Source organism: Nocardioides zeae (assembly GCF_010686755.1).
In the GTDB taxonomy this organism is placed as follows: domain Bacteria; phylum Actinomycetota; class Actinomycetes; order Propionibacteriales; family Nocardioidaceae; genus Nocardioides; species Nocardioides zeae.
Map to the genome: position 1 here is coordinate 293,022 of NZ_JAAGXA010000004.1, position 16,388 is coordinate 309,409.

The window sequence follows — 16,388 nt, forward strand, 5'->3', positions numbered from 1 at the left end:
GGTCGACCGGGGAAAGTGTCACCACGCCTCAGGCGGCGAAGGCGGCGCGCAGGGCGGCGTCGTCCGCGCCGGCGGCCACGAGCGACGCGAGCAGCACGCGGGCCTGGCCGGGGCGGAGCAGGCGGGCCAGCACCGCTCCGGCGGCGGCGAGGTCGTGGCCGCCGCCACCCCCGCCGTACCCCGCGGACAGCTCGCCCTCGGGGACGCGCGTGGACACCACGACCGGTACGCCGCGGGCGACGGCTCGCCGTACCCCGTCGACCACGGCGGGCGTCGCGTTGCCGGCGCCGAGCCCGACGAGCACGAGGCCGTGCGCGCCGGCCGCGAGGCTGGCGTCGAGGTGGGTGGCGTCCCCGCCGGGGTGGACGGCCACGAGGTCGACCCGGACGCCGTCGACGCGCGCGGGCAGGTGCGGCAGGCGGCCGAGGCCCGGGGTGTCGACGAACCCGTCGATCGCGTCGGTGCTGCGCTTGGCGAGACCGGCGGCGCGGAGCACGCGCCCGCCCATCGCGACGAGGACCCCGCGGTCGGGGGCGCCGGCGCCCGACGCCACCGCGAGCGCCGCGCGGAGGTTGGCCGGGCCGTCGGCGTCGGGGGCGTCGGCCGTGCGCTGGGCGCCGGTGACGACGATCGGGCGGGGGTCGCGGTGCTGCAGGTCGAGCAGGAGGGCGGTCTCCTCCATCGCGTCGGTGCCGTGCACCACGACGACGCCCTGGCAGGACGGGTCGGCCAGCTGCTCGCCGACCGCGTCGCTGATCCGCTGCATGTCCGCGAGGGTCAGGACGGCAGAGTCCTTGGCGAGGAGGTCGACGACGCGCACGGCCGGACCCCCGGGCGCCACCGCGCCCGCGAGCAGGTCGGAGGCGGCCAGCACGGGGGTGCTGGCGCCGTCCGTGCCGCGGACGCTGGCGATCGTGCCGCCGGTCGTGACCAGGGCGACCGTCACTCGGGGCTCCTCTCCAGGGTGCCGCCGCGCTCGGCGGCGAGGGCCGCGATCCGTCCGCGGCAGCGGAACCATCCCACCACGAGCGCGGGCCCGATGAGGCCGATGGAGGCGACCGTCCACGTCCCGATGGGGTCGTCGAACGCCATGAGCACGACCACGGCGAGGAGGAAGACGAGGGTCAGCAGCCCCGTGTACGGCGCACCGAACATGCGGAACGACGGGCGCTCGAGCAGGCCCTGGCGGGCGCGCTGCCACAGCTTCAGCTGGCACAGGATGATGACGGCCCAGGCGCTGATGATGCCGAGCGCCGAGAGGTTGAGCGCGATCTCGAAGGCCTGGGACGGCACGATCGCGTTGAGCACGACGCCGAACGCGGTGACGACGGCGGTGACCGCGATGCCGCCGTAGGGCACCCCGTTGCCGTTCATCTTGGCGAGCGCCGCGGGGGCGGAGCCGGAGACGGCCATCGAGTGCAGGATGCGGCCCGTGGAGTAGAGGCCGGCGTTGAGCGAGGAGAGCACGGCCGTCAGCACGACGAGGTTCATGATGATGTCCGCACCCTCGACGCCGATCGAGCCGAAGAACGTCACGAACGGGCTCTCGCCGGCGCTGTACGACGAGGACGGCAGCAGCAGGGCCAGCAGCAGCACCGAGCCGACGTAGAACACGGCGAGCCGGATGATGACGGTGCGGATCGCGCGCGGCATGACCTCGCGGGCGTTCTGGGTCTCGCCGGCGGCGGTGCCGACGAGCTCGATCGAGGCGTAGGCGAACACGACGCCCTGCATGACCACGAAGGCGGGGAGCACGCCGTTGGGGAACAGCCCGCCGTTGTCGGTGATGAGCGAGAGCCCGGGCTGGTGGCCGTCGACCGGCGTGCCGAGCACGACGAAGCCGATGCCGACGACGAGGAAGGTCACGAGGGCGACGACCTTGACGAGCGCGAACCAGAACTCGAGCTCGCCGAACACGGTGACGCTCAGCAGGTTCATGCCGAGCACCAGCACGAGCGCGATCATGGCGAAGACCCACTGGTCGACCGGGGCGAGCCAGTCGACGTACTGCTTGAAGAAGTTCATGTAGAGCCCGACCGCGGTGACGTCCGCGACGGAGGTCATCGCCCAGTTGAGCCAGTAGAGCCAGCCGGCGGCGAACGCCATCTTCTCGCCGTAGAACTCCCGGGCGTAGGAGACGAACGAGCCCGACGAGGGCCGGTGGACGATGAGCTCGCCCAGGGCGCGGAGCACGAGGAAGGCGAAGAAGCCGCAGAGCGCGTAGACGAGCACGAGCGCCGGGCCGGCATCGGCGAGGCGCCCGCCGGCTCCCATGAAGAGGCCGGTGCCGATGGCGCCACCGATGGCGATCATCTGGATCTGGCGCGGGCGGAGGCCCTGGCGGAAGCCCGCCTCCTCCTCCGGGTGCACGACGGGGGTCGTGCCGGTCTGGTCGGTGGTCATGTTCAACCTCGCGGTCGTGTGAGGGGCCGATCTGCCAGGCTGTCAACCTGTATGACAGATCACATCGGCGGGAACGGTCGCACGGCGTGGCGGTGCGCGTCAAGACCCCGATCCGGCGCTAGGGGACGGTTGACCCCGCCGTGGGCACGTGTCACCCTGATCTGTAAGACAGCCTGACAGAAGGAAGCATCCCGTGGCCGAGCCCGCCGCCGACCTGACCGACACCGCCACTGACCTCCCCGTCGTGCCCGCGACCCGCACCGAGCGTGACCTGCTCGGTGAGCTCGAGGTGCCGGCCGACGCCTACTGGGGCGTGCACACGGCGCGGGCGGTGGCGAACTTCCAGGTCACGGGTACGCCGATCGGTCACCACGCGGCGCTCGTCTCGGCCCTCGCGGTGGTCAAGCAGGCGTCGGCGGCCGCCAACCACGAGCTGGGCCTGCTCGACGACGAGCGGTACGAGGCGATCGTCTCGACCTGCCGGGAGATCCGCGGGGGAGCCCTCCACGGTGAGTTCGTCGTCGACATGATCCAGGGCGGCGCCGGCACCTCGACCAACATGAACGCCAACGAGGTCATCGCCAACCGGGCGCTCGAGCTGCTGGGGCACCCCAAGGGCGCGTACTCGCGGCTGCACCCCAACGACCACGTCAACCTCAGCCAGTCGACGAACGACGCGTACCCCACGGCGGTCAACGTCGCCCTGGTGACGGCGCTCGACGAGCTGCTGGCGGCGATGGTGCGTCTCGAGGCGTCGTTCGCGCGGAAGGCGGCCGAGTTCGCGACCGTCGTCAAGGTGGGGCGCACCCAGCTGCAGGACGCGGTGCCGATGACGCTCGGCCAGGAGTTCTCGGCCTTCGAGGTGATGATCGGGGAGGACCGCGCGCGGCTCGCCGAGGCGGCCACCCTGCTGCTCGAGATCAACCTGGGCGCCACGGCGATCGGCACCGGCCTCAACGCGCCGCAGGGGTACGCCGCCCTGGCCTGCGCGCACCTCGGCCGGCTCACGGGCCGTCCGTTCGTCACGGCGGCCAACCTCGTCGAGGCGACGCAGGACCCGGGCGCGTTCGTGCACCTCTCCGGCGTGCTCAAGCGCGTCGCGGTCAAGCTGTCGAAGACCTGCAACGACCTGCGGCTGCTGTCGTCCGGCCCGCGGGCGGGCTTCGGCGAGATCACGCTGCCCCCGATGCAGGCCGGGTCGAGCATCATGCCCGGCAAGGTCAACCCCGTGATCCCCGAGATGGTGAGCCAGGTGGCCTACGCGGTCATCGGCCACGACGTGACCGTGACGATGGCGGCCGAGGCGGGGCAGCTGCAGCTCAACGCCTTCGAGCCCGTCATCGTGCACGCGCTGCTGCAGAGCATCACCCAGCTCGCGGCGGCCTGCCGCACGCTGGCCGACCGGTGCGTCGACGGCATCGGCGCCAACGTCGACGTGATGGCCGCGCGGGTGCGCGACTCCATCGGCCTGGCGACGGCGCTCAACCCGATCATCGGCTACTACGCGGCCACCGAGGTCGCCCAGCAGGCCCTGATGACCGGACGCACCGTGCCCGACATCGTGCTCGAGCGCGGCCTCCTCGACGCCGACGCGCTCGCCGAGGCGCTGCGCCCCGAGCGGCTCGCGGCGATCCCGCAGCACCCGGTCAGCCCGGAGGCGTCGACCCGTCCATGAGGGTGCTGAGCACCTGCGCGACCTCGCGCAGGTGCTCGGCCATCCGCTCCCGTGCGCCCGCACCGTCGCCGTCCTCGATCGCCTCGAGGATGCGGCGGTGCTCCGCGTTGGAGGCCTCCCGTCGGTGGGCGACGAGGTTGACGACCTCCGACTGCTGGCTCAGCGCCTCGCGGGCGTCGGCCACGACCTTGCGGAACAGCAGGTTGCCCGACGCCTCGGCGATGGCCGAGTGGAAGCGCGAGTCGAGCTCGGTCCACGCGTGGGGGTCCTCCTCGACGTCCATCTCCGCGGCGATGGCGACGAGCGCTTCCAGCTGCTCCGGCGTACGCCGCTCCGCCGCCCACCCCGCCGACGGGACCTCGATGAAGGGGCGCGCCTCCATCAGGTCGCGCGCCGAGTAGGAGCCGTAGGTGAGCTCGGGGGCGGGGGAGGTGGCCACGACGTACGTGCCGCTGCCGGTGCGTGTGCGGGTCAGGCCCAGGGCTTGCGTGGACCGGAGCGCCTCGCGGACCACCGGGCGGCTCACGCCGTAGCGCGTCGCGAGCCCGGCCTCGGCCGGGAGGCGGGTGCCGACCGGCAGCGAGCCCGACTCGATCGCGGCGCGCAGGTCGTCGAAGACGGCCTCGGCGGCGTTCTTGCGGTTGATCGCGACGGGGCGGTCGAGCCATCCCTCGGTCATCGCACCTCCCCCTCGCCGCGCAGGTGCAGCAGCCTATCCCGCGCGGAGCCGGTGGCACGACGGCGCCGGGGCGTCATGCCACCGCGGTCATCTCCATTTGTCTCCGTGGACCTTGCAGACCTGGCCGGTCCCGTCGCAGTAGGAGCACTCCCGGAAGATGGCCCCCTTGCCGCTGCCGTCGCACCCGCTGCACCTCGTCAGCGCACTGTCGCACTGCTTGCACCTGGCCGCCATCCGTCGCCCCCTGTCTGGATCGAGTCCGTCTCGAGGACGTTCTACCATTCATAGATGGTGATGGCAATCAAGGCCCGCGGCGATCCGTGGAGGGGGGCACGCTGCTTTACATTCCGCTCCCTCTTGTCAAACGCTTTACATCTCCCTATGGTTTGTCAAACGCCCGACGTGAGCGGGGCCACACGACAGCAAGGGAGCCGGCGGATGGCAGACGTGGAGAGGGTGGCGGGCACGGTGCCCGCCGGCTCGACGGAGCAGTGGAAGGACCGCAAGCGCTACCTCTGGCTGATCGGCCTGGTCGTGCCGTCCCTGGCGTTCGTCGCCATCGGGATGTGGGGCCTGACCGGCTGGGGCGTGTGGCTCTGGCTCGGCCCCGTCGTCATCCTCGGGATCGTCCCGGCGATCGACCTGATGACCGGTCTCGACCGCTCCAACCCGCCCGACGACGTCATCGAGCAGCTGGAGCAGGACCGCTACTACCGCTGGATCACCTACCTGTTCCTCCCCATCCAGTACGCCGGGTTCGTCGCCGCGATGTGGATGGTCGCGGGCGGCGAGGTGTTCGGCCAGACCCTCGCGACCTGGGAGAAGGTCGGCATCGCGATCTCGATCGGCTGCATCGGCGGGATCGGCATCAACACCGCGCACGAGCTGGGCCACAAGAAGGAGGCCAACGAGCGCTGGCTCTCGAAGGTCGCGCTCGCGCAGAGCTTCTACGGCCACTTCTACATCGAGCACAACCGCGGCCACCACGTGCGCGTCGCGACGCCGGAGGACCCGGCCAGCTCGCGGCTCGGCGAGACCTTCTACCGCTTCTGGCCGCGCACCGTCCTGGGCTCGCTGCGCAGCGCCTGGGAGCTCGAGGCGAAGCGCTACCGCCGCAAGGGCACGCACCCGTTCCACCCCGGCAACGACGTGCTCAACGCGTGGGTCATGTCGGCCGTGCTGTGGGGCGGCCTCGTGGCGTGGCTGGGGGTCGGGATCCTGCCGTACCTCGTCGTCCAGGCCGTCGTCGGCTTCTCGCTGCTCGAGGTCGTCAACTACCTGGAGCACTACGGGATGCTGCGCCAGAAGGTCGGCCGCGCGGGCAAGGAGCGCTACGAGCGCGTGCTGCCGCAGCACTCCTGGAACTCCAACAACATCGCGACCAACGTGCTGCTCTACCACCTGCAGCGCCACAGCGACCACCACGCGAACCCGACCCGGCGCTACCAGACCCTGCGGGACTTCGAGGAGTCCCCGGTGCTCCCGACGGGGTACGCCGGCATGATCGTGCTCGCCGCCGTGCCGCCCCTGTGGCGCCGGGTGATGGACGAGCGGGTGCTGCGCCACGTCGACGGCGACCTCGACCGCATCAACGTCCAGCCCGGCAAGCGCGCCTGGGTTGAGAAGAAGTACGGCGCGCGCGCCGCCGCCCTCCGGGCCGAGGCGCGCGACCGGATCGCCGCCGCGGCCGCGCTCGAGGACACCGCCCGCGTGGAGATCGAGGGCCTCGACGAGGTGCTCGCCGCGCAGTGCCCCGGGTGCGCCTACGTCTACACGGTCGCCGCGGGCGAGGAGCGCGAGGGCTTCGCCGCCGGCACCGCCTGGGCCGACGTGCCCGACGACTGGACCTGCCCCGACTGCGGGGTGCGGGACAAGGTCGACTTCGTGCCGGTGGACCCGGACACGGTCGGCTCGGCGACCACCGGGAACAGGAGCGTGGCATGAGGATCGTGGCGGACCTGGGCAAGTGCGAGGGCCTCGGCATGTGCGAGGCCATGGCACCCGACTTCTTCGAGGTCGACGAGGACGGGGTGGTCGACGTGCTCGACGCCGAGCCCGGCGAGGAGCACCGCACCGACCTGACCGCCGCGGTCGATGCGTGCCCCGTGCTCGCGCTCACGCTGCAGGGGTGAGGATGGCCGCATGAGCGTGGAGCGGATGGTCGTGGTGGGGGCGTCGCTCGCGGGCCTGCGGGCCGTGGAGGCGGCGCGCCGTGCCGGGTACGACGGGGAGCTCGTGCTCGTCGGCGACGAGGTCCACGCGCCGTACGACCGCCCGCCGCTGTCCAAGGCCTTCCTCGACCCCGACGGCGAGCGGGGTGCGGGCGCGGTGGCGCAGTTCCGCAGCGAGGAGGTGCTGCGCGACGAGCTGCGGGTCGACCTGCGCCTCGGCACGCGGGCGACCGGCCTCGACACGACGGCGCGGGAGGTGCTGCTCGGCGACGAGCGGCTGCCCTACGACGCGCTCGTGATCGCGACCGGGTCGGTGCCGCGGTGGTTGCCCGGCACCGACCCGGCCGGCCCCGACGGCCCGCTGGAGGGCGTCACCCAGCTCCGTACGGTCGAGGACGCCCGCCGGGTGCGGGAGGCGTTGGAGGCCGGGGCGAGGATCGTCGTCGTGGGCGCCGGGTTCATCGGCTCCGAGGTCGCCTCCGCGGCCCGCAAGCGGGGCCTCCCGGTCACCGTCGTCGAGGCGCTCGACGTGCCGCTGACCCGCTCCGTCGGGCCCGAGGTCGGCGTCGCCTGCGTCGAGCTCCACCGCGCCGCGGGCACCGACCTCCGCCTCGGCGTGGGCGTGGCCGGGCTCGACGAGGAGACGCCGGACGGACCGGACGGGCGGCGGCGGGTGCGCGCCGTACGGCTCACCGACGGCACGACGCTGCCCGCCGACCTCGTCGTGCTGGGCATCGGCGTGCGCCCCGCGACGGACTGGCTCGAGGGCAGCGGCGTCGCGCTCCACGACGGCGACCGCGGCGTGCTCGTCGACGCGACGCTGGCCACGAACGTGCCGGGCGTGTGGGCCGCCGGCGACATGGCCCACGTCGAGAACCCGCTCTTCGACGGCGAGCAGCACCGCCTCGAGCACTGGACCAACGCCGCCGACCACGGCGCGGCGGCGGCCCGCCACGCGCTCGACCCGGCGGCGGCGGAGCCGGTCGTGACGGTGCCGTACTTCTGGTCGGACTGGTACGGCCACCGGCTCCAGTTCGTCGGCACCCCGCGGGCCGACGAGGCGCGCGTCGTGGTCGACGACCTCGCCACGGGCGGCGGGCTCGTGGTGCTCTACCGGCGCGCGGACCGCGTCGTCGGCGCGTTCGTCGTGGACCTGCCGCGGGTCGTCATGAAGCTCAGACGGCGTGTGCTCGACCGCGGTCCGTGGAAGGAGGCGGTGGCGTTCGCGACGGGGTCGGAGGTCCCCACGCCCCGCTAGGCCCGTAGATCCCCAGCTCGCCCAGGCGCTCCGCCACGGCGGGCTCGATCACGCGCTGGTAGGCCTGCGTCATGTGCACGAGATCGTTCTTCACCGGCGTCGTGCCCACGAACGCGGGGCAGCGGTCCTCGGCGCAGAACCAGTCGCGGCTGTCGACGTAGGTCGCGTCGAGGTCGGCGGCGAGCGCGACCTCCGCCGCGGCCATCGCCTCCCACGACGCCGTGACCCGCCCCTCGCAGTCGGCGGGGGAGGAGACGCGGCTCCAGCAGTCGGCGACGTTCACGTCGGACGGCGGCGGCGCCAGGAGCACCACGTGGCCGACCGCGTCGAGCAGCGGCTCCACCTGGGTCGCGGTGCTCGTGCGCCACTCCTCGGGCGTCATCGGCACGCGCTTGCCGATGACGGGCCGCGGGACGTACATGTTCGCCACCACCAGCAGGTCGGGCTCGAGGTCGCGGATCGCGTCCGTGGCCAGCTCCTTGCGGTGCTCGCAGCCGGCCACGACGTCGGCATCGGGGTGGGCGCGCACCTTGTCGGTGAACGCGCAGCCGAACGCGCCGAGCGCCGTGAGGCTCCAGCCGTCCGGCAGCGTGTCGCGCAGGGTCACGACGTAGGACAGCGAGATCGAGTCGCCGACGACGACCGCCCGCCGGGTGGCGTCCGGGTCGCCCCAGGTGCAGCCGTCGACGTCGACGTACCCGATCTGGCCGCAGCGGTCGACGTCCGCCGGCACGTCCTCCTGCGCGATCGCCTCGTCGACGCCGGGCGAGAGGTCGGCCGGCCAGTCCTCGGTCGCCAGCGCGACCCGGACGGCGGTCTGGAGGTCGGCGACGGCGGGGGAGTACGCCGCGGCCGTCAGCGCCCGGATCTCGGCGACCTCGGCGGGGTCCGGCGTCGTGCCGCTGCTGCTCGGCTGCAGCGCGACCACGGTGGTCGTGGCGGCGACGAGCACCGTCGCGACAGCACCGGCGAGGCCGTAGCGGTTGCGCGTGCGCAGACGCCCGGACCAGCGTGCGTGGCGGAGCGGGTCCTCGACGAGGTGGTACGACGCGGCGGCGAGCCCGAGCGTCAGGAGCGCCACACCGGCGAGGGCCGGGGCGGCGTCACCCAGGAGCGGCACGCCCAGCACGATCACCGGGAGGTGCCAGAGGTAGAGCGCGTAGGACAGGTCGCCGACGTACCGGCTCACGGGGTTCGTCAGCGGCCACAGCCACCGCTGCTGACGGTCGGCGTCGGCGCGGGTGCCGGCGGCGAGCACGAGCAGGGTGCCGACGACGGGCAGGAGCGCGCCGGGGGCGGGGAACGCGGTGGTCGGCGCGACCCAGCCGACCGCCGCCACGATGCCGGCCAGGCCGGCCCAGGACAGGAGCGGCCGCAGCCGGTCGGGGAGACGGGTGCACGCACCGGCGGCGACGGCCAGCAGTGCGCCTGCGGCGAGCTCCCAGGCGCGGGCGGCGGTGGAGAAGTACGCCGCGGCGGGCGCCGTCGCCGTCACGTGCAGGGCCCAGGCGAGGGAGCCGGCGGCCAGGGCCGCCACGGTGGCGCCCAGCACCCGGCGGGCCTGGCGTGCCCCGGCCGGCGTCGTACGACGCGCCGCGAGCCCCAGCACCACGGCGAGGAGCGCCGGCCACACGACGTAGAACTGCTCCTCGACCGCGAGCGACCAGAAGTGCTGCAGCGGGGAGGCCGGGCCGTCGGCGCTGAAGTAGTCGACGGCCTCGGCGGCGACGTGCCAGTTGCCGGCGAAGACCAGCGCCCAGGCGGCGTCGACGGCCGTGTCGCGGGCTCGCGTCGCGCCGAGGACGAGAGCACTGGCCGCGACGGTCACCGCGAGCACGAGGACAGCGGCTGGGAGGAGGCGCCGGGCGCGGCGGGCGTAGAAGGACCGGAACGAGATCGTCCCGGTGCGCTCGTGCTCACGCAGCAGCAGGCCGGTGATGAGGAACCCGGAGACGACGAAGAAGACGTCGACGCCGACGAACCCGCCCGCCGGCCGCCCCGCCAGGTGGTGGCCGACGACGACGAGCACCGCGAGGGCGCGGAGGCCCTGGATGTCGTTCCGTCCTGCTGGCACGGGGTAGTGCTACCAGGCCGGGAGTCCCGGCGTCCGGGCTATCACTAGGATCGACTCATGGCCGCGGAGCAGATCGGGGAGCCCGCCGCGCCGGGGGAGCCCCTCACCCTGCGCGACCGGATCCTCGACGCCGCCACGGTCCTGACCGGCCGGGACGGCTGGGGCAAGGTCACGATGGCGCGGCTCGCGGCCGAGGTGGGCGTCAGTCGCCAGACCGTCTACAACGAGGTGGGCGGCAAGCCCGACCTGGCCGAGGCGATGGTGCTCAACGAGCTCGCCCGCTTCCTCGCCGAGGTCGACCGGGCGTTCGACGCGCACCCCGACGACATCCTCGACGCCCTCCGGGTCGCCTGCCGCGGCATCCTCGAGGTGGCGCAGGACAACGAGCTGCTCCACGCGATCGTCTCCGCGACCCACGGTGCCGAGACGGAGCTGCTGCCGCTGCTGACCACCCACGCGGAGTCGCTGCTCGCCACGGCGAGCACGGTGCTGCTCGGCCGGGTCGCGGCGTACGACGTCGACCTGCCCCCGGCCCAGCTCGCCGCGAGCGTCGACGTCATCGTGCGCACCGTGCTCAGCCACGTCATGCAGCCCGGTGGTTCCCCGGAGGAGACCGCCGAGACGCTCGTGTGGATCGCCGGGCGCGTGCTGGGGCGGGCGTGACGGTCCTCGTCACCGGGTTCGAGCCGTTCGCCGGTGACCCCGCCAACCCGTCGGGCGACGTGCTGCCGCTCCTGGCCGAGGTCTGGACCGGGCCGCAGCCGCTCGTCACCGCGGTGCTGCCCGTCGTGTTCGGGGCCGCGGGTGACCGGCTCGCCGCGCTCGTCGCCGCGCACGAGCCGTTGCTCGTCGTCGCGCTCGGCCTCGCCGGGGGGCGGCCCGGCGTGACCCCCGAGCGGATCGCGGTCAACCTCGACGACGCGCGCATCCCGGACAACGCCGGCGCCCGCCCGTGCGACCTCCCCGTCGTGGCGGGTGCGCCCGCGGCGTACTTCTCCACCCTGCCGGTCAAGGCCGCCACCGCGGCCCTGCGCGGGGCGGGCGTGCCCGCCGACCTGTCCCACACGGCGGGCAGCTTCATCTGCAACCACGTCTTCTTCCGGCTGCAGCACCTGCTCGCCGGGAGCGGGGTGCGGTCGGGCTTCGTGCACGTGCCGTCGACCGCCGAGGTCGCGCTGCCCGACCTGGCCCGTGGGCTGGTCGCGATGCTCCGGGCGGTGCTCGACCACGACGGCCCCGACCTGCCCGCCGTCGGCGGGATCGTCGACTGACCTGCGCCGAGTTGTCACGTACGCCGCGGCGGGGGCCGCGGCCCCCCGGCGGTCGTGACAAAGCGGCGGGCCCCCAGGCGCCTCACACCGCGTCCCGCCACGCCTTCTCGCGCAGCAGCCGGAGGCCGTTGAGGGCGACGACGATCGTCGACCCCTCGTGGCCCGCGACGCCGAGCGGGAGCGGCAGGGTGGCGACGAGGTCCCACGTCACGAGCACGACGATGACGGTGGCCGCGAAGGCCAGGTTGGCCCGCACGACCCGTTCGGCGCGGCGTCCGAGCGCGACCGCCCGGGGGAGCGCCGTCAGGTCGTCGCGCACGAGGACGACGTCCGAGGTCCGGGTGGCGAGGTCCGAGCCGCTGCGTCCCATCGCGACACCGACGTGGGCCGTCGCCATCGCTGGTGCGTCGTTGATGCCGTCGCCGACGAGCGCGACCCGGCGGCCAGCGTCCTGGAGGTCCCGGACGGCCCCCGCCTTCTCCGCGGGCAGGAGGCCCGCCCGCACCTCGGTGATGCCCGTGCGGCGGGCGAGCGCGGATGCCGCCGCCGGGTTGTCGCCCGTCAGCAGCACCGGTTCGCGGCCGGTGAGCGCGCCGAGCGCGGCGACGGCCGCGGGGGCCTCGGGTCGCAGGCGGTCGGCCAGCGCGAGCACGCCCTGCGGTCGCCCGTCGACCACCACGACGACGGCCGTGCGGCCCGCCTCCTCGTGGGCGGCAACGGCCTCGGTGGCGGCGACCTCCAGCCCGCGGGGTGCGACGACCTCGACGACGCGACCGTCGACGGTCGCCCGCACGCCGCGCCCGGGGCTGGCGACGAAGTCGGTGGCGAGGGGTACGGCGATGGCTCGCTCCGCGGCGTACCGCACCACCGCCCAGCCCACCGGGTGCTCGCTGCCCCGCTCGGCGGCCGCGGCGAGCGCGAGGAGGTCGTCCTCACCGGCCGCCCCGTCGAGGCGGGTGACGGCCACGACCTCGGGAGCGCCGAGGGTGAGCGTGCCGGTCTTGTCGAAGGCGACCCGGTCGACCTGCGCGAGCCGCTCGAGGGCGACGGCCGACTTGAGCAGCACGCCGTGACGCCCGGCGTTCGCCATGACGGCGAGCAGGGGCGGCATGGTCGCCAGGACGATGGCGCAGGGCGAGGCGACGATCATGAACGTCATCGCGCGCAGGAGGGTGGGCTCGAAGGCGGCGCCGAGGGCGAGGGGCACCCCGAGGAGCAGGAGGGTCGCGACGACGACCACGACGGCGTAGCGCTGCTCGACCCGCTCGATGAACAGCTGGGTGCGGGCCTTGGTCGCCGAGGCCTCCTCGACCATCGCCACGATGCGGGCGACCACGGACTCCGCGGCGGCCTTCCCGACCTGGACGGTCAGCACCCCGGCGCCGTTGACCGTGCCGGCGAAGACCGGGGTGCCCGGTGCCGCAGCCACGGGGAGCGGCTCCCCGGTGATGGAGGCCTGGTCGACGTCGGACGCTCCGTCGACGACCGTCCCGTCGGCGCCGATGCGGTCGCCCGGTCGCACGCGCACGAGATCCCCGGGCGCGAGGTCGGCGGTGTCGACGACCTCCTCCGTGCCGTCGGCGCGAAGCCGCGTCGCGCGCTCGGGGGCGAGGTCGAGGAGGGCGCGGACGGAGTCCTGGGTACGGCGCGTGGCGATCGCCTCGAGGGCTCCTGAGGTCGCGAAGATGACGATGAGCAGCGCGCCGTCGAAGACCTGGCCGATGGACGCGGCGGCGAGGGCGGCGACGACCATGAGGACGTCGACGTCGAGGGTGCGCTCCCGCAGCGCCTGCAGCCCGGCGAGCGTCGGCTCCCAGCCGCCGGTGACGTAGCAGCCCAGGTAGAGCGACCAGGCGAGCCAGGTCGGCCCCCCGGCGAGGTCGACGACGCCGCCGAGGGCGAAGAGCACGGTGGCGGCCGTCGCCCAGCGTGCCTCGGCGACCTGCCAGGCCGTCCGGTGGAGGGGTGTCGGGCCCGGGAGGGTGCGCGCCGACGTCGTCGGGCCGGCGGGTGGGAGGGTCGTGCTGTGCATGCCCGAACTATTACATGAATATGTCTGCATGTGTGACGGGCTATGCTCCGCGGGTGGGCCATGGAATCGACGACCGCCCGTCGCGCGCGCGGCTCGACCCCGCGACGGCGAAGTCGGTGGCCGCGACCCTGCAGGCCCTCGCCACGCCGAGCCGGCTGCTCATCCTCGCCAACCTGCAGGAGGGGCCGATGACCGTCGGCGACCTCGTCGCCGCCGTCGGGATGGAGCAGCCCGCGGTCTCCCACCAGCTGCGCCTGCTGCGCACGATGGGGCTCGTGGAGTCCGAGCGCCGCGGACGCCACGTGATCTACACGCTCTTCGACAACCACCTGTCGGAGCTGATCGACCAGGCGATCTTCCACGCCGAGCACCTCGGCGCCGCGCCCCGAACGCGTGGGGACGACGAGCCGGCCTGACCCAGCGCCGAGTTGTCACGTACGCCGCGATCGCGGAGGGGGCGCCGCGGCGTACGTGACAACTCGGCGGACCCCCAGGCGCCACACCACGCCCCGGTGCAGTCGCCGGGGAGACCAGGTGTGACGTGCGCTACCGGGCGGTACGCTTCGCGGTCGGAGGGAGGGCCGATGCAGAGGACGCGACGCGCCGCGGCGGCAGCCGCGCTGGCGGTCACCGTCGTGCTCGCCGGGTGCACGGCCGAGCCCGTCGAGGACGAGGTCGAGGGTGCCGCGGCGGACACGACGACCGAGCCCGCCGCCCCGGCGCAGGGGGGCATCGCCGCCGACGACCCCCGGATCGAGCAGATGGCCGAGCACGCCACCGACGCGCCCGGGGAGCTGACGGAGCCGCTCCTGGGCGCCGACATGCTGATCTCCTCCACCGACGAGCTCGACGACGAGACGATCGCGGCCATCCGGGACCTCCCGGGCGTCGAGGCCGCGGAGCCGATCGGGCTCGCCCAGATCCCGGTCCAGGACCAGGTGCTGACGGTCGCGGCGGTCGACCCCGCGACGTACCGGCGCTTCACCCCCGCCGAGAGCGCCCAGCTGCTCGACGTCTGGACCCGGGTCGCGGCCGGCGAGATCGCCGTGCCCAGCGACGTCGGAGAGACGCTGCGTGACGACGAGGGCTACCTCCGCCTCGGCAACGAGGACGGGGCGCCCGACCTGCACGTCGGTGCGCTGGCCCCGCAGGTCACCCGGGTGCAGGGCGTCGTCAACAAGAGCTGGGGCGAGTCCCTCGGCATCCCGGGCGACAACGCGCTGCTCATCGCGACCGGGTCGGCGTCGCCGCAGGAGGTCCGCCCGGCCCTGCAGGAGCTGGCCGGCGACGGCGCCTCGGTGCAGGTGCTCGGCCCCGACCTCGACATCTCCGTGCAGCAGACGGCCGTGCTGACCGGCGGCTCGGTGGCCGCGGAGGTCGGCACGTTCAACTACCAGGTGCTGTCCGGCGGTCGCATCGCGCCCGACCCGGCCTGGGTCGAGGAGAACATCCGCACCCAGCAGGTGCCGATCCTCGGCACGGTCACGTGCCACAAGGTGATGCTCCCGCAGCTGGAGGCCGCGCTGCGCGAGATCGTGGAGCGCGGGCTGGCGGACAAGATCAACCCGGACGAGTACGGCGGGTGCTACTACCCCCGCTTCATCGCCAACACGACGCAGCCCTCGTTGCACTCGTTCGGCATCGCGCTCGACCTCAACGTGCCCGGCAACGGCCGCGGCACCGTCGGCGAGATCGACCGGTCGGTGGTGCAGATCTTCAAGAAGTGGGGCTTCGCGTGGGGCGGCGACTGGGGCTGGACCGACCCCATGCACTTCGAGATGTCCCAGCTCGTCGAGGCGCGCTGACCGCCCCTCTCCCCACCCCGAGCGTTCGCTCGGTAGCGTGCCCCCATGCGCGCAGCCACCGTGACCTCGTTGACCGGACCCGACGACGTACGGGTCGGTGACCTCCCCGACCCGGAGCCCGGTCCGGGCGACGTGCTCATCGCGGTGCACGCCGCGGGCATCTCCTTCCCCGACCTGCTGCTGAGCCGGGGGCAGTACCAGCTGCGCCCCGAGCTGCCGTTCGCCGTCGGCACCGACGTCGCCGGCACCGTCGTCAGCGCGCCGGAGGGCTCCGGCCTCCAGCCGGGCCAGCGCGTCGTGGCGGCCGCCGGCTCGGGCTCCGCGGCCGAGCTGTTCGTCGCCCCCGCGGCGATGGTGCTGCCCCTGCCCGACGAGGTGGGGTACGACGCGGGAGCCGCCCTCGTCATGAACTACCTGACCGCCCACTTCGCCCTGCTGCGTCGCGGTGGCATGCGGGCCGGGGACACGGTGCTGGTGCACGGCGCGTCGGGCGGCGTCGGCACGGCGAGCATCCAGGTCGCGAAGGCCTGGGGCGCCCGGCCGATCGCCGTCGTCTCGACGGAGGAGAAGGCGGAGGTCGCGCGTGCGGCCGGCGCCGAGGACGTCGTCCTGCTCGACGGCTTCAAGGACGCCGTGAAGGAGCTGACGGGCGGTCGCGGGGTCGACCTCGTCGTCGACGTCGTCGGTGGTGACGTCTTCCTCGACTCGGTGCGCTCGCTGGCGCCCGAGGGGCGCCTGCTCGTCATCGGCTTCGCGGCCGGCCAGGGCATCCCCGAGATCAAGGTCAACCGCCTGCTGCTCACCAACACCGACGTGCGCGGCGTCGGCTGGGGCGAGCACATCCGCCGCAACCCGGGCTACCTCGCCGAGCAGTGGGCCGAGCTGCTGCCCCACCTGCGCAGCGGCGTCATCGACCCGCCGATCGGCGCGACGTATCCGCTCGAGGAGACCGCCCAGGCGCTCCGCGACCTCGACGAGCGCCGTGCGACCGGCAAGCTCGTGGTGCACGTCCGCTGAGAC

General features: G+C 73.9%; 14 protein-coding genes. 9 read left to right on the plus strand and 5 right to left on the minus strand.

Annotated features, from left to right (window positions below):
* Window positions 1–28: 28 nt before the first annotated feature.
* Window positions 29–946 (minus strand): asparaginase, encoded by a 918-nt coding sequence (locus G3T38_RS08020; protein ID WP_338037527.1) that lies wholly within the window; start codon window positions 944–946, stop codon window positions 29–31.
* Window positions 943–2,403, minus strand: coding sequence for an amino acid permease (locus G3T38_RS08025; protein WP_163771683.1), 1,461 nt, complete (start codon window positions 2,401–2,403; stop codon window positions 943–945). Before G3T38_RS08025 ends, G3T38_RS08020 begins: the two co-directional genes overlap by 4 nt.
* 193 nt (window positions 2,404–2,596) lie before the next feature.
* Here G3T38_RS08025 and G3T38_RS08030 point away from each other — a divergent pair, with 193 nt between their 5' ends.
* Entirely contained in the window at window positions 2,597–4,078 is a 1,482-nt protein-coding gene (locus G3T38_RS08030; RefSeq protein ID WP_338037528.1) for an aspartate ammonia-lyase, read from the plus strand.
* Here G3T38_RS08030 and G3T38_RS08035 read toward each other — a convergent pair.
* Window positions 4,050–4,757: a FadR/GntR family transcriptional regulator gene (locus G3T38_RS08035; protein ID WP_163771685.1), complete on the minus strand. Its 708-nt coding sequence runs from the start codon at window positions 4,755–4,757 to the stop codon at window positions 4,050–4,052. The genes G3T38_RS08030 and G3T38_RS08035 overlap by 29 nt on opposite strands.
* A gap of 438 nt (window positions 4,758–5,195) precedes the next feature.
* On the opposite strand from G3T38_RS08035, the gene G3T38_RS08040 reads away from it, so the two are divergent.
* From G3T38_RS08040 to G3T38_RS08050, 3 genes are read left to right on the plus strand one after another with little or no spacing between them, the layout of a single operon-like run.
* The gene (locus tag G3T38_RS08040; protein ID WP_174267732.1) at window positions 5,196–6,701 is read left to right on the plus strand and encodes a fatty acid desaturase; all 1,506 of its coding nucleotides are present in this window, start codon (window positions 5,196–5,198) and stop codon (window positions 6,699–6,701) included.
* Window positions 6,698–6,889 (plus strand): ferredoxin, encoded by a 192-nt coding sequence (locus tag G3T38_RS08045; protein WP_163771687.1) that lies wholly within the window; start codon window positions 6,698–6,700, stop codon window positions 6,887–6,889. The genes G3T38_RS08040 and G3T38_RS08045 overlap by 4 nt, the downstream gene beginning before the upstream one ends.
* 10 nt (window positions 6,890–6,899) lie before the next feature.
* Window positions 6,900–8,186, plus strand: a complete 1,287-nt coding sequence (locus G3T38_RS08050; RefSeq protein WP_163771689.1) for an NAD(P)/FAD-dependent oxidoreductase — start codon at window positions 6,900–6,902, stop codon at window positions 8,184–8,186.
* Here G3T38_RS08050 and G3T38_RS22570 read toward each other — a convergent pair.
* Window positions 8,104–10,260: an acyltransferase family protein gene (locus tag G3T38_RS22570; protein WP_163771691.1), complete on the minus strand. Its 2,157-nt coding sequence runs from the start codon at window positions 10,258–10,260 to the stop codon at window positions 8,104–8,106. The genes G3T38_RS08050 and G3T38_RS22570 overlap by 83 nt on opposite strands.
* A 57-nt stretch (window positions 10,261–10,317) precedes the next feature.
* On the opposite strand from G3T38_RS22570, the gene G3T38_RS08060 reads away from it, so the two are divergent.
* Window positions 10,318–10,923: a TetR/AcrR family transcriptional regulator gene (locus G3T38_RS08060; RefSeq protein WP_163771693.1), complete on the plus strand. Its 606-nt coding sequence runs from the start codon at window positions 10,318–10,320 to the stop codon at window positions 10,921–10,923.
* Complete coding sequence (locus G3T38_RS08065) at window positions 10,920–11,531, plus strand: pyroglutamyl-peptidase I family protein (protein ID WP_163771695.1); 612 nt, start codon at window positions 10,920–10,922, stop codon at window positions 11,529–11,531. Before G3T38_RS08060 ends, G3T38_RS08065 begins: the two co-directional genes overlap by 4 nt.
* 82 nt (window positions 11,532–11,613) lie before the next feature.
* Here the strand turns inward: G3T38_RS08065 and G3T38_RS08070 are convergent, their stop codons facing one another.
* Complete coding sequence (locus G3T38_RS08070; RefSeq protein ID WP_163771696.1) at window positions 11,614–13,563, minus strand: heavy metal translocating P-type ATPase; 1,950 nt, start codon at window positions 13,561–13,563, stop codon at window positions 11,614–11,616.
* A gap of 53 nt (window positions 13,564–13,616) precedes the next feature.
* Here G3T38_RS08070 and G3T38_RS08075 point away from each other — a divergent pair, with 53 nt between their 5' ends.
* The 3 genes from G3T38_RS08075 to G3T38_RS08085 all read left to right on the plus strand — a co-directional run bounded on the left by G3T38_RS08075 (window position 13,617) and on the right by G3T38_RS08085 (window position 16,385).
* Entirely contained in the window at window positions 13,617–13,979 is a 363-nt protein-coding gene (locus G3T38_RS08075; RefSeq protein WP_338037530.1) for an ArsR/SmtB family transcription factor, read from the plus strand.
* Window positions 13,980–14,147: 168 nt separating this feature from the next.
* A complete protein-coding gene (locus G3T38_RS08080; protein ID WP_163771700.1) occupies window positions 14,148–15,368 on the plus strand; it encodes a M15 family metallopeptidase in 1,221 nt (406 codons plus the stop codon).
* 45 nt (window positions 15,369–15,413) lie between these two features.
* Entirely contained in the window at window positions 15,414–16,385 is a 972-nt protein-coding gene (locus G3T38_RS08085; protein ID WP_163771702.1) for an NADPH:quinone oxidoreductase family protein, read from the plus strand.
* Window positions 16,386–16,388 lie beyond the last annotated feature (3 nt).